The following is a 22921-nucleotide window of genomic DNA, read 5'->3' as shown; positions in this document are numbered from 1 at the left end:
CATGGTGGACGAAAGACAGGTCTCGAGCGGTTCGCGACAGCGCATCGACAAATGGCTGTTTTTCGCCCGCATGATAAAATCCCGCTCGCTGGCGCAGACCTACGTGCTGAAGGGCAACGTGCGGATCAATGGCGAGCGGATCGTCCAGCCGAGCCACGGTGTCAGGCCCGGCGACAAGATCGAACTGTCGCTGGAACGAAGGGACATAGTTCTCGTTGTACGGTTGCCGGGCGAGAGGCGAGGTCCTTTCGAGGAAGCCAAGCTGCTTTACGAGGACGTGACGCCGCCACCGGACGAAACCAAAAAGCTAACCCTGTTCGAACAAGCGATGCGCGACCCCGGCGCCGGACGCCCGACGAAGCGTCAGCGCCGCGAGATCGACCGGCTGATGACGGACGACGAGTAGAATACGATGCCGGGAGGCTTGAGATTTAGAGACTGTTTAATCTTGAAATCTGCCGACAAAGCCGATACCTGACGAGCAACCCGCTGAGACAGCCGGTTTACTTGCCTCCGGGATGAGGCAGGCTGCCGGTACCCGAAGGAAAGGCGCGACGTTCCAGGTCGTGCGTCCCCGGAAAACTCGAAAAATCCTGGAGTTCATCATGACCTACGTCGTGACCGACAATTGCGTACGTTGCAAATACACCGATTGCGTTGAAGTTTGCCCTGTCGATTGCTTTTACGAGGGCGAAAACTTCCTCGTCATTCATCCCGACGAATGCATCGATTGTGGCGTTTGCGAACCGGAATGTCCGGCTGAAGCCATCAAGCCCGATACGGAGCCGGGCCTCGACAAGTGGCTGAAAATCAACGCCGATTACGCGACTCAGTGGCCAAATATCACGGTCAAGCGGGAGCCGATGGCCGAAGCAAAGCAGATGGATGGCGAGACCGGCAAATTCGAGAAATACTTCTCTGCCAACCCCGGTTCTGGCGACTGATGCCGTTCTACAAACGAACGTCTCGCCGAATCATGCAAGCGTCCGAATTTGCATGCAAATACGGCACTGCAAAGCAAATTATTGATTTCCTCAGATTTTTGTGCTAGGGTCGCTCTACTGATCCATTGAGGCATCTTGATGCTTCTTTTCACCACGAAAGCAATCAAATAATCCCGCACGCGGTTTCCTTGACATATCAACATTGTGAGTTGTCGGGTCAGGGATCGCGATGAACGGATTGTTTTTCTGCGCCTTTGGTGGACCAGCATGTAGTCACCCCGACGGTTTTCCGTCTCATCCGGGCCTGACTGACCCGGCCTCGGCGCTCGCCGGGTGCATAACAGGGAGTTTTTGATAAGAATGACGACCCAACAGAAGAAACCTTCAGTGCGCCACGGCTTCAAAACCGGCGAATCGATCGTTTATCCCGCCCACGGTGTGGGTACGATCACCGCGATTGAAGATCAAGAAGTGGCTGGCATGACGCTTGAACTTTTCGTGATCGATTTCGAAAAGGACAAGATGCGTTTGAAGGTTCCGGTGGCGAAAGCCATGAGTATCGGCATGCGCAAGCTGTCGGAAAGCGATTTCGTCGAACGTGCCTTGAAGGTCGTGCAGGGTAAAGCCCGCGTCAAGCGTACCATGTGGTCGCGTCGGGCGCAGGAATATGATGCCAAGATCAATTCCGGCGACCTGATCTCGATTGCCGAAGTCGTCCGCGATCTCTATCGGGCCGAGAACCAGCCGGAGCAGTCCTACTCCGAGCGCCAGCTTTACGAAGCAGCTCTTGACCGGATGGCTCGGGAAATCGCTGCCGTCAACCGCCTGTCGGAAACGGAAGCCGTTCGTGTCGTCGAGACCAACCTCAACAAGGGACCGAAGCGCGGCAAGGTTCTGGAAGAGGAAGAGTCGCAGGACGAAGCGGCCTGATCATATAGGCAGCATTCTTTGAAAACCCGGCCTTGTGCCGGGTTTTTCTTTGGAACTTTTGTTTTTTCACTGCGTTAATCGCATGTAATTCCGGCAGAGGACCTGCCGTGTCCACCAACTTGGGGCCGGATCATGCGCTCAATTCCAAGGCTTTATGTCTCTCAGACAATACATAGCCCACCGCACCGATCCGACAAGCCCTGACGAAATTACAATGAAGATCCTGGGCAGATTTAAAAACCCCGCTCGCCGACACCGAAAGTAATCTGCGCAACGCCTGCGCGGACACGGACTGCTTTTTCTGCTTCCGGCGCGACGCCGACATTAGGGAGAATGATATGACGACCATGTCTGCAGATCGACGCATGATCAAAATCGCAATGGCGGCTCCCTATCTCGAGCGAAGCGAAGAGCATGATCTTGCACTTCGTTGGAAAGAAAACGACGATCGCGGCGCACGCAACAAGATTGCGACTGCTCATATGCGTCTTGTCATCTCCATGGCTGGCAAATTCCGCAATTTCGGCCTGCCGATGAGCGACCTAGTCCAGGAAGGATACGTCGGGCTGCTGGAAGCGGCTGCCCGTTTTGAGCCAGAGCGGGAAGTGCGCTTCTCGACTTATGCCAGTTGGTGGATCCGCGCTTCCATCCAGGATTATATCCTGCGTAATTGGTCGATTGTCCGTGGAGGTACGAGTTCAGCCCAGAAGGCGCTGTTCTTCAACCTCCGCCGGCTGCGCGCTAAGCTCGCCAAGGGCGACACGCAATTGACCGTGCAGTCCATCCACCAAGAAATTGCTGCTGCCCTCGGCGTCAGCCTGAACGATGTGCAGGTGATGGATGCTCGCCTGTCCGGCAACGACGCTTCTCTACAGGCTCCATCGATCTCCGGCGATGCAGACAGCGCTGAGCGCATGGATTTCCTCGTCAGCAACGAGCCGTTGCCGGACGAGCAGGTGACATCGATGATCGATGGCGAGCGTCGTCGCAAATGGCTTGCCGCAGCCCTCACCCATCTTAACGAGCGCGAGATGAAAATTATCAGCGCCCGTCGTTTGGCTGAGGACGGCGCTACGCTCGAGGAACTTGGAGCCGATCTTGGCATCTCCAAGGAGCGTGTTCGCCAGATCGAAAGCCGCGCCATCGAAAAGCTGCGGAGTGCCCTGGTTGTCGCCGATCCGCACATGGCAGCATTTGCTTGAGGCAGAAGGCCTGAGATTTGGGAGGCATCGCGTTTATGGCGATGGCTTTCGCGCATAACGGAAATCCTATCAGATACGCTGTTTCTTTTCAGCGTATCGCACGCCCCGAGGAGCGGTCGCTTCCATAAAAGCCGACTCGCCAACTATCGGATTGAAGGAGCGGCGGTATGCCATTCCCACTCAGATCTTAGTTAGCTCCCACAAAGGCATATTGGAAGTTCAACGATCGCTCCCCCCGACCGTCGCTGACATCCTACGCCAACTCCCTCGCCGAAATCCGCGATCCTGCCCTTGTTGATACTGAAACTTAGTGCGATTTGCCTGTGAATTACGGCCATACGCTTGATGCTGAGGGGACGCGTTTACCCGCAGGCTTGGTAAATTCCCTCGCTGGTTGAAGACGTTTGCATCACAGAATTCCTGGCCACTTATCCTTCGATATAATATTCTACATTAGAGGAACAAGATGTCAGCGATTGCGTTATGCGCCCTGTAAAGTCAACGAAATGAGGCGTCTCATGAGCAGCACCACAGACAAGGCATCCGGTCTCGCTAACGAAGCGATCGGCAACATCAAGCAGGGCGTCGGCAAGCTGGTCGGCAGCGAAAAGCTGCAGGCTGAAGGCAAGCTGCAGGAGATCAAGGGTGAAGGCCAGCAGGCTGCCGGTGAAGCAAAAGACGCTGTCAAGGACGGTGCGCGGAAGGCATCGGATTATCTCGACAAGAAGCTCTGATTATCCAGTCTGCGGGCCCTGAACTCAGCCTACGGGCGGTACTGCGCCTTCAGAAATGGCCACTCGCGCGTCAACAAACACGAGGTCGAGCAGCCCAGCAAGACGATAATCCGAACTTCGACGCGCCCTGCCACCCGACCCCGGATCACGGTGGAAGCAGGCAAGAGCGGGTCAACCATCCCCACATTCACAAGAATTGTCTCCGAGGTCAAAAAGCGTGCGACCGCCCTCGGATGCGGGTCTTTCTCACTCAACATTCAAATATCAGGACTTGACCTATGACAGACCCCGTTGGCATTAACCGCCGCGCCGAACTCGCCTACGCTGCAGACGCGAGCGACACTGTTCTTTTCAACAGGATTTCCTGGGGCGCGATTTTCGCAGGCGTCGCAGTGGCGCTTGCCGTCCAGTTCCTGCTCAACCTCCTCGGCGTCGGGATCGGTGCTGCCGTTGTTGACCCTGCTAAATACGACAATCCGTCCGCCAGTTCATTTTCTATCGGCGGGGGCATCTGGTTCGTCGTGGCGGGGCTCATCGCCGCGTTCGTAGGTGCTTATGTCGCCGGTCGCCTGTCCGGTCGGCCAAGCAAGTCCACGGGCTCCTTCCATGGCCTGACAACATGGGCTGTGACCACGCTGGTCATCCTGTACCTGCTGACGACCTCGATCGGCGCCGTTGTCGGCGGCGCATTCAGCGGCCTTGGCAGCATGCTGGGTGGCGTAGGGCAAACTGCAAGTACTGCCGTTTCGGCTGCCGCTCCGATGGCTGCAAACGCGAACAACCCGATGGCAGACATCGAGAAACAGATCCGTAACGCCAGCGGCGGCAACGATCCTGAAGCCCTTCGTGCAGCTGCTGTCAGCGCTGTGCAGGCAGCCCTCACGGGCGACCAGGCCAAGGCTGACGATGCCCGCAACCGTGCTGCAGATGCGATTGCGAAGGCTCAGAACATCCCTGTCGATCAGGCCAAGGCGCAGGTTGCCCAGTACGAAGCAACGTATCGCACGAACATGGAAGCAGCCAAGCGGAAGGCTATCGACGCCGCGCAGACAGCTACCAAGGTCGTGTCCAGCGGCGCCATCCTTGCCTTTATCGCGCTGCTGCTCGGCGCAGTCGCGTCGTGGTTCGGTGGCGCGGTCGGCACACGGGCAATCCCGGTGGCTACAGTCGCAGTCAATAGAGGTGTCTGATATTTAGCCCTTTTCCGGCGATATGAAACATTTAAGCATCCCTCATTGCCCCGACGGCAGTGGGGGATGTTGTGTTTTCGGGGCGCTCCGAGGCAAATCCAACTTTCAGGTGGCAGGTCGGGTGCCGAGTCGGCATGCCCAGCCAAAGCGGCGACCGGACGGACCCTGATCGTGGGCAGTCCGCCGCCTGTAGTTACGAATGATCCGACCAGACGACGCGGTTTCTTCCGGTCTGCTTGGCTCGGTAGAGATAGCCATCCGCCACCTGCAGCAGCGTTTTTGGTTCTGACGTATCCGTTGATATCGCCAACCCGATACTGATGGTAACTTGGAGCCCGGTGGCTATCTGAGACCAGTCGTAATCCGCGATGGCTACCCGGAGCCGTTGGCAAGCGCTCTTTGCGCGCAGCAAGGTGGTGTCGGTCAGGAGGATCACAAATTCCTCACCCCCAAACCGCACCGCTAGATCACCCTCCCGCGTCAGGGATTTGATCAGCGCACCAACCTGGGCCAGCACTTTGTCGCCGACAATATGCGAAAAAGCATCGTTGACCATTTTGAAGTGATCGATGTCAATCATTGCAAGTGCATAGCGCTGTTGCGATGTCGCCATGTCGAGAAACACCGACTCCAGCCTTCTTCGATTGGATAGGCACTGTCAGTGCGTCTGTGTCTGCAGCGACTGCGAGAAGATGCGTTCTTTCCTGCAGAACCTCGAGCGACCGGGCCACTTCGGCAAACCGCTCGACCTCGCTATCGAGCAAGGTCCGAAGTTTCTTTGTCTCATAACGTATCTCTGCCATGCGCGCGTTTTGTCGGGTCCTCTCCGCAGAAAGCTGCTGGTTCAGCCCGTGGTACAGTTTGTGAAATTCGAGCGCGAGATCGTAGGAGCCGACATGCTCGTGCGCCTTCGACAAATACAGGCAGGACAACATTTTCGTTTCGACATTGTTGGTCGTCCTGGCCACGCTATAAGCTTGCCGGAGGGGAATCAGGGCCGCCTCGTACTGCTCTAGCGAAACCAGCGTGCGCCCGAGATTGACGAGGTACTGGCCCCTCCCTCTGGCATCGACCTCTCCCGGGATCTTGCGGTACTGAGCCAGATAAGCCTCCGCTGCGACGAAGTTGTCAGAGCCGTTGGAATATTTTGCCAGCTTGGTGAGGCACAGGCGTTCGGCCCAGATATCCTTCAACTTGCGCGCCAGTTCACAGGCCTGCCGAGTGATTTCGATGGCGGCGTTCATCGAGATCGCGGCCGCCGCGTCGTCGCCGTTTTCCTGAGCCAGATAAGCGGCCTCCGCATGGGAGCCACCGAGGTTTATCAACCACCAGCCTTCAAACGTTAGATCGCCGGCCTCTCTTGCGAGTTCCACGGCGCGACCGCAATAGTAGATCGCCATAGGTGTCTGCCGAGTCATCCAGAATATGACGCCGATGACGTTGATCGCCAAGGATCTGGAGCGAAGATCGGCGCTCAAATCGGCGATATTGCGCGCCTCTGCGGCAAGCTCGATGGCATCTTCAAGGTTGCCAAGTTTGAGATTCAGCCACGCCTTTATACTCAGCGCCTGCGCTTCGAAGGCCGGGCTTCCCAGCCCCTTCCACAGGGCGGCCGCCCGTTGCGCATATTCGATACCATCTTGCGCTTCGCCAAGCTGGAAGCAGTACCACGCGCTATCCTGACAGCTGCGGGCTATCAATCTCTGATGTCCAGCGGCTTCCGCCGCATACAGAATCGACTTCGACATCGAAAGCGCAGTCGAACAGCGACCCGTGCAGCCGAGAGCCCAGGCTTCATCCAGTGCCATCTGCTCGGCATCCGGATCGGGATGCCTGTTTGCGACATATGTCAAACTGACATTCCGCTTAATCTGCATCATGATGATGGATTGCTAAATTAGTTTAGCCTTCGAGGGCTGAAGATCGCCCTAATAAAGAAGGAAAAATCAATCCGAAGTGGGACTATTCCACCGGTGAGCCGCTCGGTTGTTGGGTGAAGTTGGGTGGATGCCCCCCGGGCGATGGCCGTCTACGACCTGAACAGCTGCAATATCGCATTGGGCATGAGGCCGGTCCGACCCGCAAGCTTTCGAGCTCTTCCCGGAGGTTCCGGTTGTCGGTTATCTCTGTCCTGAACCCTGCCGTCGGGCAACTGTTTCAGTCCCGGCCAATAACGACAGAGCTGCGTGACTTTCTACGCATCGCCATTGGCCATCAGCCCAAAGCAAACGGAACTCTGTCGCAAACAAGCCCACCGGAGCCTGAAAAATTTCAGGTGCACGATGCGGTTGGCAGCGGCGGTGACGTTATTCGGCGATGATCTTGACGCGGTCGCCGGGAGAGACGGACGACCCTGTCTGGAGCGCATTGATCAGCTTGAAGAGATCAAGCTTTCGGTCGGTCCCCATCATGCGCGAGGCGAGCGTCGTGATATTGTCGCCCGGCTGGACGGTGAGGACGCGGACGCGCAGCGGTTTCAGCGACGCGGCTTCGGCCGGCGTGATGTGGCGGAAGCTGGCGCGGAGGACATCGGCCGTCTGCTCTAGTGCCGCGCTGCCCTTGGGGACTGCGGTCAGGAAGCGAAATATTTGCGACTTGTCGCGAATGACGGTCACGTCGAAATCCCAGCGGTCGGCAGATGCACGTGCCGTTGCCGCCTCCATGCCGTTGACAACCATCGGCTTGATGGTTGCGGGATCCAGGCCTGTGACCCATCCGCTTGAGATGTAGTTTGTCAGCGACTGGTTCTGCGTGTCGGCGACGCCGTCGAAGCGCACGGCAATGTCGCCGGGCCCGGTCGCCAGCACTGCCTCGACCTTGTTGTCGATGCGGAACTCCGGCGGCACCTCGAAACGGATACCGAGACCACCGTGCAGGAACACCTGGCCACGAACGTAACCTTCTTCCGGGCTGTCGCCATAGAGCAGCCCGTCGATGCCGTTCAGATAGTAGTCGCGGCCGGTGTCGCCGACCTTGCCCTGTTCGCCGAACTCACGTGCGTGCTCGCGCGCAAGATCGATGCGCTGCGGGGTGCTCGGATGGCTCGACAGGAAGTCCAGGCTCTGGTCGGCGTCGGAGTTTGCCGACTGGTAGCGACTGTAGGCTTCCATCGAATCCAGGAAGCGGGCGGCGGCGTAGGGGTCGTATCCGGCCTGGCCGAGCGTGCGAATGCCGATCTCGTCGGCTTGCAGTTCCTGCTGGCGCGAGAATGCAGCCAGACGCAGCTTGCCGCGCGCCAGTGCCTGCTTGCCGGCGATGTCGCTGGACAGCACCTCGCCGACGACACGGCTGGCGATGACCTCAGCCTCTTCGCGCTTCTGCCGTTCGATACCGTGGTTGGCGGTCACGTGGGCCATCTCGTGGGCGAGCACGGCCGCCACTTCAGAAGCATCGTTTGCGAGCGCCAGCAGGCCACGCGTGACGTACAGGTAGCCACCCGGCAGGGCAAAGGCATTGATCGCCGGAGAGTTCAAAATGGTAATCCGGTAGGATTGCAGCGGATTTTCCGAGACGCTGGTAAGCGCGCCGGCAATGCGAGCCACAAGCCGCTCGGTTTTGGCGTCCTTGTATTCGCCGCCATAGCTGGCAACGATGCGGGGATGCTCGCGTGCGCCCATCTGGGCACGGGGATCGTTCTTTTGGACCTCCGAGACGATCTGCGGGTTCGCGGATGGCGAGACGTTTGGCTGGTATGTCTGGTCCATCAGTGATTGGCAGCTGTTCAGCACTGTCGCTGCCACCAGGAGCAGGACGTAGCGCCGGCACGACATGGCAGCGCCGCGCAGCCTGGAAGGGCGCAAGCGTGTCCTCGTTCGTTCCATGCGCTCGGGCTGCTTCAGGACTTCAGTTCCGCTTGTCGTGTCTTAATGTCGGCAGGTCGCAAGATCGCGCTGATCATCGTCCCACATGCTCGAGGTTTAGATCCATCCGCGCTTTCGCGCCGCATTTGTCGATGGTCTGCTCCCACTGCTCTAACTGATTTAGGCCTTAGTTGCATAGCGAGACTCTGCTTAATTGTGGCGTCGTTGCATTTTGGCAAGCATCGGTTCGAGATTACATTGTCGTGCAACACCGAAATTGCGGCAAAAGTCGTGCCGCCGTGTGATCATGGCCTCAAATCTGCAAAAAGCGCTGTAAAGTGGGCAGACCGTGTGCCTCGAGAAAGCCATCTAGGGGGGCTGCCAGGCGGATTTCGCCGGCATCGATGAACACCGCATGGTCGGCAAACTGGCGCACTTCGCGCGGATCGTGGGAGACGATCAACACCGTGTTGCCGGTTTCGCGGTGCAACTCCCTCAGCAGGTCGGCCATGCCGGCGCGAAGGCTGGGATCGAGGGATGCAAAAGGCTCGTCCAGCAGCAGGATAGGCCGGTCGCGTATCAGCGCCCGCGCGAAGGCTGCGCGCTGCCGTTCGCCGCCGGACAGGGTGCCCGGCATCCGCTTTTCGAAACCATCGAGACCGACGCGTACAAGAGCATTTGAGATCCGCCCGCGATCGTCGGCGCTGAGCCGCAGCGACGGGCTGAGCCCGAGACCGATGTTGGTAAAGAGGTCGAGATGGGCAAATAGGTTGTTATCCTGGAACACCAGCGATACGGGCCGCTCAGCAGGGCTCATTGCGGTAACATCGGTGCCGTTCAGCGTGATGCGGCCGCTGTCCGGCGTCTCGAAGCCGGCCAGCAGATTGAGAAAGGTCGATTTGCCGGCGCCGGAAGGGCCGGTGACGGCAATGATCTTGCCGGCGGGAAGGGTACAGTCGAAGCGGAAATCGTGGCCGCCCAGCCGCAACCGCACATCCGACAGGACAAGATCGGAGAGAGCGCTCACAGCCTGCTGCCTTTCTCGGCACGGGATGCCTGGCCTGCGGTTCCGGCCACCGTCAATGCGAGGCAAAGCAGGCCCAGCAGCAGCGCATAGCCATCTGCGTCGTTGGTGCGATAGCTGCCGAGCCGGCTATAGACCAGCCATGGCAGGGTGACGATATTGCCGGAGCCGAACAGCGCCACCGCACCGAGGTCGCCAAGCGACAGCGCCATGGCGAAGGACAGCGCCGTAAACAGCGGCTTGCGCAGACCGGGCCAATCCACGTGGCGCAGGCGGGAAAAGCCGGTGAGACCGAGACTTGCTGCCAGCCGACCGGTGCGGGCGGTGTGAATGGCAAAGGCCGGTTCGACGACGCGGATGACGAAGGGCAGCGCCATCAGCATGTTGATGCAAACGATCAGGGTGACTGCAAACCGGGTCGGGTCCCCGAAGGGACGCAGCGCCATGAACCATCCGGTCGCCAGCACGATCGGCGGCGCCAAGAGGACAAGCGATGAGGCGGCACCGAGCGTCGCCGAAAAGGCGCGGAGGCCTGTCGTGCCTTTTCGCACCGACGAGATGGCATAGCGGGCGCGCACGATTGCCAGCGAGAGGATGACAGCGAGCAGGCCGGCGGAAAACGCGATGGCAAGGCTGGTCAGCAACGCCTGCAGAAAGACCGGCTGGCTGGCGAGCCTTGCGAGGTTGGCCTCCATCCCGGCCACGGCGACGGACACCAGCGGCAGGCCGATGAACAGCGCAATGGTCGCGATCACCGTGCCATCGGACAGTTGCGCGAGACGCTGCCGGCCGTCGAGGCGGCGTGGCGCCCTGCCGGTTGCGGGGCCCGGATCGTCTGGCGCCGGCAGCAGCGCCATCACGGCAAGCACGGCGCCGGTCATCGCAACCTGCAACAAGGCCAGTGCAACGGCACGGCCGGGGTCGAAGTCGAACCGCAGCGCCTGATAGATGGCAACTTCGATCGTCGTTGCCGCCGGTCCGCCGCCGAGCATCAGGACCAGGGTAAAGCTGGTGGCGCAGAGCATGAAGATCAGGCCAGCGATACCGGGAATGAGCGCCCTTAGCACAGGCCATTCGATGAAGCGGAATACGGCGCCTGGACGCATGCCAAGGCCGGATGCCATCAACCAGTATTCCGGCGGCACGCGCTCGAGGCCCGGCAGCATCAGCCGCACGGCGAGCGGCAGGTTGAAAAACACATGGGCTATGAGAATGCCGGAAAGCCCGTAGATACTAACTGGCTGTGCGAGGCCAAGCGTCTGCAGGGCGCCGTTGGCGATGCCCTGTCGGCCCCAGATGCCAAGAAGCCCCATGGCGCCGATCAGCACCGGAAGCCCCATCGGCACGGCCATGAGACGGATCAGCCAGAGACGGCCGGGAAAGTTCCGTTGTCGGGCCAAGGCACGCGCCACGGGGATGGCAAGCGTTACCGACAACACCGTCGAGAGCGTCGCCTGCAACAAGGTGAAGCGCAGGACCCGCAGGATATAAGGATCGAGCAGGGGAGCGTTGCCTTGCGTCTCGATGCCGGCGGCGAGCAGCGTGCCGACAGCAAGGCCGACAAACAGCAGGATGCCGGCGAGGCTGATAGCCCCGCCGGTCACTGCCGTTGCTCGCTCGGATGTCGTCAGCATAGCGCTCGATCAGTTGCCGCTAGTAGCGGCCAGCCATTCGTCGATCCAGGCCTTGCGGTTCTTGTCGACTTCGGCCGGGCTCATCAGGAACGTCTTGGTAGGTACGACGAGCTTGCCGAAAGCATCCGGCAGCGGCTCCGAGGTGGCGGCGACGGGCATCATCCAGTTGTTGGTCGGGATGATGTCCTGAAAACCGGGTGTGATCATGAATTTCAGGAAGTCGCGCGCCAGATCCTTGTTGGCAGAGGTTTTCGTCAGGCCTGCTACCTCGATCTGGATGTAGTGGCCTTCCGAGAAGGATGCCGCCTGGTAGCGGTCGGTCTTGTCGGCGATCATGTGATAGGCTGGCGACGTCGTGTAGGAGAGCACCATCGGCGCTTCGCCCTTGGTGAACAGGTCATAGGCTTCTGACCAGCCGGGGGTGACGGTCAGGATGCGGCCCTTGAGCTTTTTCCAGGCTTCCGCGGATTTGGCGCCATAAACCGACTTGACCCAAAGCAGCAGGCCAAGGCCCGGTGTAGACGTGCGCGGATCCTCGATGACGATCTTCTGCGACGGGTCTCCCTCAACCAGTTCCTTCATGCTCTTCGGCGGGTTCTTGATGACCTGCGTGTCGTAGACCACTGCGAAGTGACCGTAATCGTAGGGAACGAAGACGTCGTCCTTGAAGTCACCCGGCAGCTTCACGGCCGTCGTGTCGATGTCGGCGGGCTCGAACAGGCCAGTATCCCTGGCTTCATCGACGAGATTGGTGTCGAGACCGAGAACCACGTCCGCCTTGGTGTCCTTGCCCTCGAGTTTCAGGCGCGACAGGAGTGCGACGCCGTCGGTGACGGCGACATAGTTGACGGTGCAGCCGCAGGTCTTCTCGAACGCCGCCTTGACCTTGGGGCCGGGGCCCCAGTCGGCGGTGAAACTCTCGTAGGTATAGACTGTCAGTGTCTTGTCTGCCGCCTGGCTGGCATGAGCGGTCAGAAGTGTCGTGCCGGCCGCCAGAATAAGGCCAGCCATAAATGTCGTCAGAGATCGGGTGGGCATCGAAGCGCCTCCTCCTTGGTTCGCGTTAAAACGGAGAATAGGCGCTGTTGATTTCGCGCGTCTAATCCCTCCGCCGGTGTTAACCGGATCAGGTTCCGCGGGTTGGCTGGTGAAAGCCTCTCAGCCAGATGTCCGGATGGACATGAGGCACCCCGTTAGAGCGAGAAAAGATGTAGCGGCGGGAGGGGTGGATGGCAAGGGGCCGCGCGAAGCCCTAGCTTTATCAATCCGCGACGTGGGCCGCAGCCGCAGGGTCGATGGTCTTGGCAATGGTTGCGCCCGGTAGCTGGACGTTCTTAAGGCAAAGTGCGGTGACCAGGCCGACAAGGCAGATGCCCGCCGCCGTCAGGAACAGCGGGTTGAAGGCGGCAGCGTAGGCTTCGGCCACGGCTTCGCGCGTGGCAGCCGGCAAGGCCGCCATCATCTTCGGCGTGACTTCCTCGATATTGCTGATGCCGGGGATCGACAGGCCGACATGCAGCAGTCGGGAGCCGATGATGGCGCCGTAGATGGAGATGGCGATCGAGGCGCCGCCCATGCGCGACAGTGTGACGGCGCCAGTGGCCGCTCCGATGTCGCGGCTGGAGGCTGCATTCTGGATGCCGATGACCGGAACCTGCTGCGCAAGCCCGATGCCGATGCCGTGCAGCAACATCAGTCCGCCAATGACGAAGACTGGAGTGCCCGCATGGACTTGCGACAGGGCCGCAAAGGCAATCATGCTGCAGGCGGCGCTGCCTATTGCGAAGGGCTTGTAGCGGCCGGTGGCCGAGATCAGCCGTCCGGCCGAAAGCGAGCCACAGACGATGCCGCCGGTCAGGAGAATGAACAACAGGCCGGCAACCGAGGGCGAAAGGCCAGTGGTCGTCTGCAGGAACAGCGCGAAATAGTTGACCATGCCGATGGCGATGGCGCCGCTGGTGAGCGAGGTGATCAGCAATAGTCCGAAAGTCGGGTTGCGAAACAACTGCATCGGCACGATCGGTTCCGGGGCGCGGCGCTCGATGAAGACCCAGGAAATGGCGCAGACGATGCCGAATCCGATGATAGCGAGAACTGCAGGAGACAGCAGCGATCCGAACAACTGGGTACCGTCAGCGGCAAGCACGATGCAGGTGGTCGTCATCGCCAGGACGATGGCGCCGGCATAGTCGATCTGCGGCTTGCGGGCGGGTTTCCGGTAGGGGAGCATGGTGACGAGGCCGGCAAGGACGATAAAGCCGATCGGTATGTTGACGAGAAAGATCGAGCGCCAGCCGAACAGGTCGCTCATCGTGCCGCCAAGCACCGGGCCTATGGCGCCCGAGGCCATCAGGACGAGGCTGGAATAGCTCTGGTAGCGGGCTCTCTCCCGGGGCTCGAAAAGGTCGGCGTTGATCGAGAAGATCGACACGAGGATACCGCCGCCGCCGAGCCCCTGCAGAACGCGGGCGGCAATCAGAGTGTTCATCGACACGGCAAGACCGCAGATGGCGGAGCCGATGGTGAAGATGGCAATTGCGGTGATCATCACATATTTGCGGCCGAACAGGTCGCCCAGCTTGCCGTAGACCGGCATGACGGCGCTTAGCGACAAGAGATAGGCGGAGCCGATCCAGCCGAAACGCTCGAGATGGCCGAATTCGCCGACGATGGTCGGGAGTGCCGTCGAGACAATCTGGTTGTCGAGCATCGCCATGAACATGGCAACCATCAGGAACAGGTAGAGTATCAGCCGGCGACGGGGATCCGCCACGAGGGGCGCAGACGGCAGGTGCATATCCATAGGGCTTCCTATCCAGAATGGCCGTTATATGTGCTGATAGCATATATCTGTCAAGCGCATTTGAATGCATTCTGCATATTCAACTTTTCGCGATGATCTGTTACCGTGGCGAAATGACAGTAACCTTGAAGACAGACGAACCGGTTTCGATGGATGCGCAGGAGGCGTATATCCAGCACATCGGACAGGTGATGACGCGGATGCGGCTGATGACCGGACGCCGGATGATCAGCCGGCTGGCAATCCAGAACGTGGCGCCGGACCTTGAGCTCTCGCATCTCGACGTGCTCGATGCTATCAGGCGGGCCGAGGCGGGGGGCGAAGTGACAGTCGGGGCGGTGGCCGAGATCCTGCGCATCGATCCGTCGCGGGCCAGCCGCATCGTTGCCGAGATGGTGACGCGCGGTGTCCTGCGCCGCAAGGCATCGCAGGCAGACGCCAGGCGCATCGTCGTGGTGATGAGCGCGCTCGGCCAGCGGCTGCTTGCAGAGGTGCAGGCGCAGAAGCGGGCGCTGATCGGGGATATCGTTGCCGATTGGTCCGAGGACGACATGCAGACCTTTTCGCGGCTTTTCGATCAGTTCATCGGTGGCTTCGAGGATGCGTTTCGGGCGCGCTACCGGGATTCGGATACCTAAAGGCGCCCATTTGACGGATGACAGACTGTCGCTCTTCCCTAGCGACCGGTCTTTGCGCTATGGGCTTGGCCCATGAGTTCATCCACCTTCACGATCCTGCTTGGCGGGGCGCTGCATCTGACGGAGCGGCTTAAGACGGCAGTCGCCGGCAGTCGCTTCATCGCCGCCGATGGCGGCATGCGGCATGCGCAGGCGCTCTGTGTGGTGCCGGAACTGTGGGTCGGCGATTTCGATTCGAGCCCGGCCGACCTTAGCGAGGCCTTTCCGGATGTGCCTCGGCAGCCCTATCCTGCCGCCAAGGCACAGACGGATGGCGAGATTGCCATTGAGGAGGCAATCCGTCGCGGTGCCCGTCGCCTGGTACTTGCCGGCGCTCTCGGAGGCGAGCGGTCCGACCATGCGCTGGCGCTGCTCCTCTACGGCGTCAGCCTGGCGGAGCAGGGGTTCTCGATGCTGTTGACCTCCGGCGAGGAGGAGGCCGTGCCGCTGATCGCCGGCGCCATGGAGCTAGACCTTCCCGCCGGTAGCCTGTTTTCTGTGTCCGGCTTCAGCGCGCTGGATGGCCTGTCGATCGACAATGCCCGCTATCCGCTTGCCGGTTTCCATTTGCCGTTCGGTGCCTCCCGCACCATTTCCAACGTTGCGCAGGGTATCGTGCGCTTTTCCCTTTCGAGCGGCAGGGCCATCGTCCTTGCCCGCCCCTATGACCTTTCCGGAGTCTGACCCTTGGCCCCCCCTATTCTGAAACTCGACGACATCTTTCTCTCATTCGGCGGCGCACCGCTTCTGGCTGGTGCCAATTTCCAGGTCGAGCCCGGCGACAAGATTTCGCTGGTCGGTCGCAACGGTTCCGGCAAGTCGACGCTGCTGAAGATCGCCGCCGGCATGGTCGAAGCGCAATCCGGCGAGATCTTCCGGCATCCGTCGTCGACAATCCGCTATCTCGAACAGGCGCCCGATTTCGGCGACCACAAGACTGTTCTCGCCTATGCCGAGGCCGGGTTGACACCGGGCGACGATCCTTATCGCCTGACCTATCTGTTGTCGCATCTGGGGCTCACCGGCGACGAGGACCCGCAAAGCCTGTCGGGCGGAGAAGCGCGCCGCGCGGCGCTTGCCCGGGTGCTCGCGCCGGAGCCGGACATCCTGCTGCTGGACGAACCGACCAACCATCTCGACCTGCCGACCATCGAGTGGCTGGAAGGCGAGCTACAGAAGACCCGCAGCGCCATCGTCGTGATCTCGCATGACCGGCGCTTTCTCGAGAAAGTCTCGACAGCCACCGTCTGGCTCGACCGTGGCACCTCGCGTCGCCTCGACAAGGGCTTTGGTTTCTTCGAGGCCTGGCGCGACACGGTGCTTGAGCAGGAAGAACTGGAGCAGCACAAACTCGGCAAGCAGATCGAGCGCGAAGAGCACTGGCTGCGCTACGGCGTCACCGCGCGCCGGAAGCGCAACATGCGCCGCCTCGGCGATCTGCAGACGATGCGCGCCGATTATCGCGGCCACAAGGGTCCACAAGGCTCGGTCAACGCCAACATTTCCGACGTTCAGGAATCCGGCAAGCTGGTGATCGAGGCGGAATTGATCACCAAGGCCTATGGTGAGCGGACCATCGTCGCGCCTTTCTCGATCCGCGTTCATCGCGGCGATTGCATCGGTCTCGTCGGACCGAACGGTGCCGGCAAGACGACGCTGCTGAAGATGCTGACGGGCCAGTTGAAACAGGATAGCGGCAAGCTGAAGCTCGGCACCAACCTTGAAATCGCCACGCTCGACCAGAAGCGCGAGGACCTCGATCCGGAAGAGACGCTGGCCCATTACCTGACCGACGGGCGGGGCGAAAGCCTGATCGTCAATGGCGAGCAGCGCCACGTCACGGGCTACATGAAGGACTTCCTGTTTGCGCCGGAACAGGCGCGCACGCCGATCCGCAAATTGTCGGGCGGCGAACGTGCCCGGCTGATGCTTGCCCGCATCCTCTCGCGGCCGACCAACCTCCTCATCCTCGACGAACCGACCAACGACCTCGATATCGAGACGCTCGACCTCCTGCAGGAAACCGTCGCCAGCTTTGCCGGCACCGTCATACTCGTCAGCCACGATCGCGACTTCCTCGACCGCACCGTGACATCGACCATCGCGCCCATGAACCCCGATGCGCCCGACGGCCGCTGGATCGAATATGCCGGTGGCTATTCCGATATGCTGGAACAACGCAAAGGCGTCGCCGATGAATTGCGCAAGGCGGCCAAGGCCGAAAAGGCGCGTGTCGGTGGAGGCTCCAATGGTGGCCATGGCGGCAACAAGGGCAAGGCAAAAATGTCCTTCAAACAGACCTATGCGCTTGAAAATATTCCAAAGGAAATCGCCAAGGCCGAAGCCGAGATTGCCGCCCGGGAACGGAGAATGTCTGACCCAAAGCTGTTCTCCAAGGATCCAGCAACTTTCAATGCGCTTGCCAAGGAAGTCGAGAAGCTGCGCGGCAAGGTGACGAAAATGGAAGAGGAATGGCTGGAGCTCGAGACGATTCGCGAGCAGATGGGTTCATAAGGCCAGTGATAAAAAAAGCGAACGCATTGATTGTTATGGTTAAAAAATCGTCATGTGAAAATTTCTTGTCTCCGCGTGGAACATTCGTCTGATCCGACCATTCAAGTGAGGACGTAAAGGCAGAGTGTGTTTGCTTTTGCAAGCTTCGAGTGGCGCACCAAGGTGTGCCGGCCGGCTTCAGGGATGTGACGATGGACAGGAAAGTGCTGATTGTCGAAGACGAGTTGCTGATTGCACTCGATCTAGAAGACATGGTGGAAAGCAATGGACTGCAAGTCGCAGCCATTGCCAGCACTATGGCGCGGGCCCTGGCGGCTGCACCCTATGCCGATATCGCGCTCGTGGACGTCAATCTTTCCGACGGGCCAACGGGTCCAGCGATCGGCCGCATGCTGGCCGAGCAATATGGTATCGCCGTCGTCTTCATGACAGCCAACCCCGAGGCTGTCGCCGGCGGAATCCATGGGACCCTCGGTGTCTTGCGCAAGCCCGTGCAGCCCGGAATGGTGGCCCAAACGCTGAAATACGCGTTGGGACGGCTCACCGGGCAATTGGCTGCAGTTCCTCCTGATATGGAAGTCTTTGCTGCCTGAGAGTGTGTGGGTAGTAGAGCGTCTCGTCAGAGATGCGGGTTGCGCGGCCTGTAGACGTCAACGAGGCGTTGGTTGATTTCCTTCGCCCCCGGCATGTTGGCGCTGCGATAGACCGGCGGATTGCCGTCTCCGGAAAGCTGTGAAGCAACTTCAGCAAAAATTGCATTCAAGAGGGTTGCGCCGATGGCAGTCGAGGCCGGCCCCACCTTCAGGTCGGTGCCGGGCAAATCGACCAACGCATCGCCCGGCGGCAGACCGTTGTCGAAGACGATATCGGCGATATCGGCGAGGCGTCTGCGCCCTTTGGCTATGGCTGCGGAATAGGCAAGCGAGGTGATGGCGATCACGGTGGCGCCGATTTCCCGGCCATAGTCGGCAGCCTCCGTCGGCGCGGCGTTGACGCCGGAATTGGAGGCGACGATCAGAACGTCACCACGCTCCATCCGGTAGCGTTCCAGGACAGGTCGAACCAGCCCCGGGGTTCGCTCGTAGACCGAGCTTATAACGGCACCTTCATGCAGCATCGCCGAGCCGACCAGCACCGGCACAGTGATGGCCAGTCCGCCGGCTCGATAATGCACCTCTTCGGCCAGCATATGAGAATGGCCGGTCCCGAACAGATAGACACGGTGGTCGCTGCGCGCCGCCTCGCAGATGACGGCAGCAGCCCTTGCCATAGGCTCGGCCAAAGACTGACGCAGGCCATTGAGCCTTTCGATCACCTCCAGAAAATAGGCATCCGTGATCGCGGTCATGATGATGTCTCCGGGCCTGTCCCGACAGACGCCGCAGCACCGCCGATCCAGGTGGCGGTCGCCTCGATGTCGTCATTGATGTGCACGATGTCGGCGCGCGCACCGGGCGACAGGTGCCCCCGGTCCTTCAGGCGCAGAAAACGGGCCGGGTAGGATGTTGCCATGCGCAGCGCTTCCGCCAGCGGCAGTTCCAGCATGCCGACGCCGTAGCGCACGGTCGAGGCCATGTCGACGTCGGAGCCGGCCAGCGTGCCATCGGCCAGTACCACCTTCGAGCAGAAGCCGCCTTTCTCACGGTAGACAGTGCGGCCGTTCAGCTCGAAGCTGTCGGCATCGGAACCCACCAGAGACATGGCATCGGTGACGAAGAACAGCTTGCCCTCGCCGCGCTTGGCGCGCAGGGCGACGCGTAGCGCGCGGGGATCGACATGGTGACCATCGGCAATCATGCCGCACCACGTACGGGGATGATCGAGCGCCGCGCCGACCAGACCCGGGCTGCGATGGCCGAGCTGGCTCATGGCATTGTAGAGATGGGTGACGCCACGTGCGCCGGCGTCGAAAAGCGCGTCCGCAACATCGGCCGTGCAATCGGAATGACCGAGGCTGACGACGACGCCGCCCTCGTTCAGCGCCTGTACCTGGCGGGGAGTCACCTGCTCGGCGGCGATGGTTACCAGCAGCATGCCGATTGCTTCGCGGGCACGGATGAAAGTCGTAACGTCGCTGTCTTCTACCGGCCGCATCAGCTCCGGCAGGTGGGCGCCCTTGCGCGCCGGCGACAGGTGAGGGCCCTCCAGATGCAGGCCGACGACACCCCGGTCGGCTTTGACAGCCTCGATGGCGGCTTCGATCGCCCGGGTCGTGGCAGCGCCGATGTCGGTGATCAACGTCGGCAGCAGGGATGTCGTGCCGTAGCGGCGATGGCCTTTGGCAATGGTATACATGGAGGCCGGCGACGGATCTTCATTCAGCAACCGACCGCCGCCGCCATTCACCTGTGCGTCGATGAAGCCTGGTGCCAGAACGCCGCCGTCTAGCTCCACACGCACGCTGCCCTCCGGCAGGCTGTTGCGGGCGGCTATAGCCTGCACCCGGCCACCGCCGACAACAAGCGCGCTGTCGTCGTGAAAGCGGTCGCCGTCGAAGATGCGGGCGCCAGTAAAGACCGTATAGTCCATCACATCGTCTCCGTCACCTTGAGAAGATTAGCCGGCTTGTCGGGATCGAAACCCTTGCGGCGCGTTACCCGCTCGATCATTCGATAGTAGCAGAGCAGGGAGACCAGCGGGTCGATGAGGCCGTTTCCGGTCGACGGCATTTTGAGGTTGATACCCGGCAGCGGGGTGGTCGAGAAAGATACGGCGGTGGCGCCGAGCTTCTGCAGGCGCTCCAGAGCCTGGGCGTTGTTGGCAAATGCGGCGTCGTCCGGGGCGAAGGCAACGACCGGGAAGCCGGGCTGAACCAGCCGCATCGGGCCGTGCATCAATTCGGCGAGCGAGAATGCCTCGGCGTGCAGGCCCGACGTCTCCTTGGCCTTCAGGGCGGATTCCAGCGCGATGGCGAATGCCGGGCCACGACCGCCGGTGTAGAGCGAGCTGGCTCCGAACAGCACCTCCTCGGCGGCCGCGCTATCGATGCCATCGGTGACTGCCAATGCCTGGGGCAGGCGCGAAAGGCCATCCTGCAGTGCGCTGTTGCCGGAGACGGCAGCGGTAACGCCCGACAGGGCAGCGACCGCGGTGATGAAGGATTTCGTCGCAGCGACGCTTTTTTCAGGGCCCGCATGCAGGTCGAGGACGATATCGGCTTGCCGCGCCAGTGGGCTCTCGGTGACGTTGACGACGGCGATCGTCGTTGCTCCACCCTTCTTGGCGGCGGCCTGCAGGGAAATGATATCTGGGCTGCCGCCGGACTGCGACACGGTGAAATGAATGCCGCCCTTCAGATGCAGCGGCGCATTGTAGACGGAAGCGATCGACGGGCCGATCGAGGCGACGGGGACGCCGCAAGTGATCTCGAACAGATACTTGAAGAAGGTCGCTGCATGATCCGACGAGCCCCGCGCCGCCGTGGTGACGACGGAAGGCCTGGCTACCGCAAACAACCGGGCAATTTCGGCGAAGACCGACTTTTCCTTCTCCAGCAAGGTCGCCACGGCATCAGGCGACTGGCCGGCCTCGGTCAGCATCAGGGATTGCGTCATAGGTCATCTCCAATTTTCAATTCTGCGACGAAATCATAGGCGTCGCCGCGATAATGCGATCTGGTGTATTCGACGACGCGCTGGTCGGCCAGGCGCGAGATGCGCTCGATCAGCAGTGCCGGGGCGCCGGGCTTGACGTCGAGCGTGGCGGCCGATGATGGATCGAGGGTGACTGCAGTCAGCCGCTGCAGGGCGTGAACCGGGCGGTATCCGTTGGCTGTCAGGACATCGTAAAGAGAGCTCTCGCCGACTGCGTCTTCTGCCAGGAACTGTGTCGGGACGACGGCGCGTTCGATGGCGAGCGGCAGTCCGTCGGCCAGCCGCAACCGGTCGAGCCGCAGCACCGGTTCGTCGACGCCGAGCCCGAGCAGGAAGGTCTCCTCGGGCGTTGGCATGGAGACGCTCCGGGACAGGATTTTTGCCGCCGGCGAGCGACCGCGCGAGCGCATATCGGCGGAGAAGGAGGAGAGGCGCCAGAGCGACTGTTCCATTCGCTCAACCTTCTGCGAGACGAAAGTACCGCTGCCGTGCCGCGACTCCAGGGTGCCGGCCGTCAGCAGGTCGCGATAGGCGGTGCGTACTGTGACGCGGCCGAGTTGCAGTCCCTCGGCGAGATCGCGCTCGGCCGGCAATGCAGTACCCGGTTTCAGCAGCCCTTCCTGAATGAGCCCGGTCAGCGCCATCGCCAACCGCCTATAAAGCGGCCCGCTCGCCGCTGCATCCCGCAAGCCGCGTCCGTTCAGTTCGGAAATCAAACTGGTTCTATCCATGGGTTCGGATTAGAACCTATGTAGAACCACTTTGCAAGGCGTCTTTGTACAGCCGGTCGCGTAGCCACGACCGGCGGAGGCTAAGTGCTTAGTTCTTCGTGAAAATGTAGTCCGTTTCCTGACGCAGGACTTCGCCGGGATGGAGGGCTGCGGAGGAAAAGCCCGGCTGGTTGATGGCGTCGGGCCAGATCTGCGTTTCCAGGCAGAAACCGGCGAAAGGCCCCATCATCTTGCCGTCAATGCCGGGGACGGGGACGCCGAGCTTGAAGCCGGCGTAGAGCTGGATACCGGGTTCCGTTGTCCGCACTTCGAGCGATACGCCGGAATTGATGCTGCGGGCGAGAACGACGGCGCGCTTGGCCGTACGCTCCTGCGAGAGACAGAAATTGTGGTCGTATAGCACCTGGTCGCCATCAACGAAGCGCTTCATCGGGCCCATTTGGCGCAGGTCGAACGGCGTGCCCGCGACGGGGGCGATCTCGCCCGTCGGGATCTGCCGTGCATCGGTCGGCAGATAGTGGTCGGCTGCAATCATGATGTCGTGGTCGAGCGCATCGTCGCGGCCATCGAGGTTGAAGTAGGCGTGCTGGCAGACATTGGCGATGGTCGGCTGGTCGGTCGTGGTCTCGTAGGTGACCGATAGCTCGCCATTGCCGTGCACCCAGTAGGTCGCCTGGATCGTGCAGTTTCCGGGATAGCCGCTGCGACCGTCGGGGTCGACGATCTTCAGTACGACGCGGTCGGCGGCATGCTCGACGATCGTCCAGTTGCGCAGGGCGATATTGTCGACGCCGCCGTGCAGATGGGTCACGCCGTTCTCGTTCAGGCCCAGCTGATAGGTCTTGCCATCGAGCGTGAACCTGCCGTCGGCGATGCGGTTCGCACAGCGCCCGGGCGTTGCTCCGAAATAGGCGGAGTGCTTCTCGTAGCTTTCGAAGTCGTCGAAGCCGAGCGTCAGGGGCGGCGCGTGGTTCTCAAGCCGAAGGTCCTGGATCACCGCTCCCCAGCTGATGACATGGGCAGTCAGCCCACCGCCTGTAATCTTGACGCGGTGTACCGTGTCGCCGGCTGCAGTCTTGCCGAAAACTTCGCGCTGCAAAGTGCTTTCCGTCATGTCCTCATCCCATTTGTCTCTCATCCGAGGC

At 60.9% G+C, this 22921-nt stretch carries 22 protein-coding genes and 1 riboswitch; of the genes, 10 read left to right on the top strand and 12 right to left on the bottom strand.

The window, feature by feature from the left end:
• Nucleotide 1 precedes the first annotated feature (1 nt).
• The 6 genes from PR017_RS14975 to PR017_RS14950 all read left to right on the top strand — a co-directional run bounded on the left by PR017_RS14975 (nucleotide 2) and on the right by PR017_RS14950 (nucleotide 5000).
• Nucleotides 2–406 (top strand): RNA-binding S4 domain-containing protein, encoded by a 405-nt coding sequence (locus PR017_RS14975; protein WP_111219524.1) that lies wholly within the window; start codon nucleotides 2–4, stop codon nucleotides 404–406.
• A 199-nt stretch (nucleotides 407–605) separates the two neighbouring features.
• Nucleotides 606–944 carry a ferredoxin FdxA gene (gene fdxA, locus PR017_RS14970; protein WP_111219526.1) on the top strand — a complete coding sequence of 113 codons (339 nt, stop codon included), beginning with the start codon at nucleotides 606–608 and terminating at the stop codon, nucleotides 942–944.
• A gap of 360 nt (nucleotides 945–1304) precedes the next feature.
• Nucleotides 1305–1874, top strand: coding sequence for a CarD family transcriptional regulator (locus PR017_RS14965; RefSeq protein WP_111219528.1), 570 nt, complete (start codon nucleotides 1305–1307; stop codon nucleotides 1872–1874).
• A 338-nt stretch (nucleotides 1875–2212) separates the two neighbouring features.
• Entirely contained in the window at nucleotides 2213–3076 is an 864-nt protein-coding gene (locus PR017_RS14960) for an RNA polymerase factor sigma-32 (protein WP_111219530.1), read from the top strand.
• 518 nt (nucleotides 3077–3594) lie between these two features.
• Nucleotides 3595–3810 (top strand): CsbD family protein, encoded by a 216-nt coding sequence (locus PR017_RS14955; RefSeq protein WP_111219532.1) that lies wholly within the window; start codon nucleotides 3595–3597, stop codon nucleotides 3808–3810.
• Nucleotides 3811–4088: 278 nt separating this feature from the next.
• A complete protein-coding gene (locus tag PR017_RS14950) occupies nucleotides 4089–5000 on the top strand; it encodes a PhnA-like protein (protein WP_111219536.1) in 912 nt (303 codons plus the stop codon).
• A 193-nt stretch (nucleotides 5001–5193) separates the two neighbouring features.
• Here the strand turns inward: PR017_RS14950 and PR017_RS14945 are convergent, their stop codons facing one another.
• From PR017_RS14945 to PR017_RS14915, 7 genes are all read right to left on the bottom strand, one after another.
• Nucleotides 5194–5613, bottom strand: a complete 420-nt coding sequence (locus PR017_RS14945) for a GGDEF domain-containing protein (protein WP_111219538.1) — start codon at nucleotides 5611–5613, stop codon at nucleotides 5194–5196.
• Entirely contained in the window at nucleotides 5573–6853 is a 1281-nt protein-coding gene (locus PR017_RS14940) for an ATP-binding protein (RefSeq protein WP_133255583.1), read from the bottom strand. Before PR017_RS14940 ends, PR017_RS14945 begins: the two co-directional genes overlap by 41 nt.
• A gap of 453 nt (nucleotides 6854–7306) precedes the next feature.
• Nucleotides 7307–8770 carry a M48 family metalloprotease gene (locus PR017_RS14935; RefSeq protein ID WP_240538977.1) on the bottom strand — a complete coding sequence of 488 codons (1464 nt, stop codon included), beginning with the start codon at nucleotides 8768–8770 and terminating at the stop codon, nucleotides 7307–7309.
• Between the two features lie 343 nt (nucleotides 8771–9113).
• Entirely contained in the window at nucleotides 9114–9827 is a 714-nt protein-coding gene (locus PR017_RS14930; RefSeq protein ID WP_111219544.1) for a thiamine ABC transporter ATP-binding protein, read from the bottom strand.
• Entirely contained in the window at nucleotides 9824–11458 is a 1635-nt protein-coding gene (gene thiP / locus PR017_RS14925; protein ID WP_111219546.1) for a thiamine/thiamine pyrophosphate ABC transporter permease ThiP, read from the bottom strand. Before thiP ends, PR017_RS14930 begins: the two co-directional genes overlap by 4 nt.
• 9 nt (nucleotides 11459–11467) lie before the next feature.
• Nucleotides 11468–12496: a thiamine ABC transporter substrate binding subunit gene (thiB, locus tag PR017_RS14920; RefSeq protein WP_111219548.1), complete on the bottom strand. Its 1029-nt coding sequence runs from the start codon at nucleotides 12494–12496 to the stop codon at nucleotides 11468–11470.
• 48 nt (nucleotides 12497–12544) lie between these two features.
• A riboswitch (TPP riboswitch) is annotated at nucleotides 12545–12661 on the bottom strand.
• Between the two features lie 58 nt (nucleotides 12662–12719).
• Nucleotides 12720–14261, bottom strand: a complete 1542-nt coding sequence (locus tag PR017_RS14915; protein WP_111219550.1) for an MDR family MFS transporter — start codon at nucleotides 14259–14261, stop codon at nucleotides 12720–12722.
• Nucleotides 14262–14374: 113 nt separating this feature from the next.
• On the opposite strand from PR017_RS14915, the gene PR017_RS14910 reads away from it, so the two are divergent.
• From PR017_RS14910 to PR017_RS14895, 4 genes are all read left to right on the top strand, one after another.
• Nucleotides 14375–14899 carry a MarR family winged helix-turn-helix transcriptional regulator gene (locus PR017_RS14910; protein ID WP_425070000.1) on the top strand — a complete coding sequence of 175 codons (525 nt, stop codon included), beginning with the start codon at nucleotides 14375–14377 and terminating at the stop codon, nucleotides 14897–14899.
• Nucleotides 14900–14971: 72 nt separating this feature from the next.
• Nucleotides 14972–15622: a thiamine diphosphokinase gene (locus PR017_RS14905; protein WP_111219552.1), complete on the top strand. Its 651-nt coding sequence runs from the start codon at nucleotides 14972–14974 to the stop codon at nucleotides 15620–15622.
• A 3-nt stretch (nucleotides 15623–15625) separates the two neighbouring features.
• Nucleotides 15626–17452, top strand: a complete 1827-nt coding sequence (locus tag PR017_RS14900) for an ABC-F family ATP-binding cassette domain-containing protein (protein ID WP_111219554.1) — start codon at nucleotides 15626–15628, stop codon at nucleotides 17450–17452.
• A 191-nt stretch (nucleotides 17453–17643) separates the two neighbouring features.
• A complete protein-coding gene (locus PR017_RS14895; protein ID WP_111220014.1) occupies nucleotides 17644–18045 on the top strand; it encodes a response regulator in 402 nt (133 codons plus the stop codon).
• A 26-nt stretch (nucleotides 18046–18071) separates the two neighbouring features.
• Here the strand turns inward: PR017_RS14895 and PR017_RS14890 are convergent, their stop codons facing one another.
• From PR017_RS14890 to PR017_RS14870, 5 genes are all read right to left on the bottom strand, one after another.
• Nucleotides 18072–18800 carry an SIS domain-containing protein gene (locus tag PR017_RS14890; protein ID WP_111219556.1) on the bottom strand — a complete coding sequence of 243 codons (729 nt, stop codon included), beginning with the start codon at nucleotides 18798–18800 and terminating at the stop codon, nucleotides 18072–18074.
• Entirely contained in the window at nucleotides 18797–19981 is a 1185-nt protein-coding gene (gene nagA, locus PR017_RS14885) for an N-acetylglucosamine-6-phosphate deacetylase (protein WP_111219558.1), read from the bottom strand. The genes PR017_RS14890 and nagA overlap by 4 nt, the downstream gene beginning before the upstream one ends.
• Nucleotides 19981–21006 carry an SIS domain-containing protein gene (locus PR017_RS14880; protein WP_111219560.1) on the bottom strand — a complete coding sequence of 342 codons (1026 nt, stop codon included), beginning with the start codon at nucleotides 21004–21006 and terminating at the stop codon, nucleotides 19981–19983. The genes nagA and PR017_RS14880 overlap by 1 nt, the downstream gene beginning before the upstream one ends.
• Nucleotides 21003–21776, bottom strand: a complete 774-nt coding sequence (locus PR017_RS14875) for a GntR family transcriptional regulator (RefSeq protein ID WP_111219562.1) — start codon at nucleotides 21774–21776, stop codon at nucleotides 21003–21005. The genes PR017_RS14880 and PR017_RS14875 overlap by 4 nt, the downstream gene beginning before the upstream one ends.
• 88 nt (nucleotides 21777–21864) lie before the next feature.
• Nucleotides 21865–22890, bottom strand: coding sequence for an aldose epimerase family protein (locus PR017_RS14870; protein ID WP_111219564.1), 1026 nt, complete (start codon nucleotides 22888–22890; stop codon nucleotides 21865–21867).
• Nucleotides 22891–22921: the final 31 nt, after the last annotated feature.

Origin of the sequence: Rhizobium tumorigenes (assembly GCF_003240565.2) — a bacterium.
In the GTDB taxonomy this organism is placed as follows: Bacteria; Pseudomonadota; Alphaproteobacteria; order Rhizobiales; family Rhizobiaceae; genus Rhizobium; species Rhizobium tumorigenes.
This window is presented reverse-complemented; position numbering and strand designations above follow the sequence as displayed.

What these genes read in the sequence shown, in the direction of transcription:
- PR017_RS14975 (WP_111219524.1), top strand. Translation starts at nt 2, where the DNA reads ATGGTGGACGAAAGACAGGTCTCGAGCGGTTCGCGACAGCGCATCGAC.
- PR017_RS14910 (WP_425070000.1), top strand. Translation starts at nt 14,375, where the DNA reads ATGACAGTAACCTTGAAGACAGACGAACCGGTTTCGATGGATGCGCAG.
- nagA (WP_111219558.1), bottom strand. Translation starts at nt 19,981, where the DNA reads ATGGACTATACGGTCTTTACTGGCGCCCGCATCTTCGACGGCGACCGC.
- PR017_RS14915 (WP_111219550.1), bottom strand. Translation starts at nt 14,261, where the DNA reads ATGGATATGCACCTGCCGTCTGCGCCCCTCGTGGCGGATCCCCGTCGC.
- PR017_RS14890 (WP_111219556.1), bottom strand. Translation starts at nt 18,800, where the DNA reads ATGACCGCGATCACGGATGCCTATTTTCTGGAGGTGATCGAAAGGCTC.
- PR017_RS14955 (WP_111219532.1), top strand. Translation starts at nt 3,595, where the DNA reads ATGAGCAGCACCACAGACAAGGCATCCGGTCTCGCTAACGAAGCGATC.
- PR017_RS14960 (WP_111219530.1), top strand. Translation starts at nt 2,213, where the DNA reads ATGACGACCATGTCTGCAGATCGACGCATGATCAAAATCGCAATGGCG.
- PR017_RS14950 (WP_111219536.1), top strand. Translation starts at nt 4,089, where the DNA reads ATGACAGACCCCGTTGGCATTAACCGCCGCGCCGAACTCGCCTACGCT.
- fdxA (WP_111219526.1), top strand. Translation starts at nt 606, where the DNA reads ATGACCTACGTCGTGACCGACAATTGCGTACGTTGCAAATACACCGAT.
- PR017_RS14880 (WP_111219560.1), bottom strand. Translation starts at nt 21,006, where the DNA reads ATGACGCAATCCCTGATGCTGACCGAGGCCGGCCAGTCGCCTGATGCC.
- thiB (WP_111219548.1), bottom strand. Translation starts at nt 12,496, where the DNA reads ATGCCCACCCGATCTCTGACGACATTTATGGCTGGCCTTATTCTGGCG.
- PR017_RS14945 (WP_111219538.1), bottom strand. Translation starts at nt 5,613, where the DNA reads ATGGCGACATCGCAACAGCGCTATGCACTTGCAATGATTGACATCGAT.
- PR017_RS14935 (WP_240538977.1), bottom strand. Translation starts at nt 8,770, where the DNA reads ATGTCGTGCCGGCGCTACGTCCTGCTCCTGGTGGCAGCGACAGTGCTG.
- PR017_RS14875 (WP_111219562.1), bottom strand. Translation starts at nt 21,776, where the DNA reads ATGGATAGAACCAGTTTGATTTCCGAACTGAACGGACGCGGCTTGCGG.
- PR017_RS14905 (WP_111219552.1), top strand. Translation starts at nt 14,972, where the DNA reads ATGAGTTCATCCACCTTCACGATCCTGCTTGGCGGGGCGCTGCATCTG.
- PR017_RS14965 (WP_111219528.1), top strand. Translation starts at nt 1,305, where the DNA reads ATGACGACCCAACAGAAGAAACCTTCAGTGCGCCACGGCTTCAAAACC.
- PR017_RS14870 (WP_111219564.1), bottom strand. Translation starts at nt 22,890, where the DNA reads ATGACGGAAAGCACTTTGCAGCGCGAAGTTTTCGGCAAGACTGCAGCC.
- PR017_RS14895 (WP_111220014.1), top strand. Translation starts at nt 17,644, where the DNA reads ATGGACAGGAAAGTGCTGATTGTCGAAGACGAGTTGCTGATTGCACTC.
- thiP (WP_111219546.1), bottom strand. Translation starts at nt 11,458, where the DNA reads ATGCTGACGACATCCGAGCGAGCAACGGCAGTGACCGGCGGGGCTATC.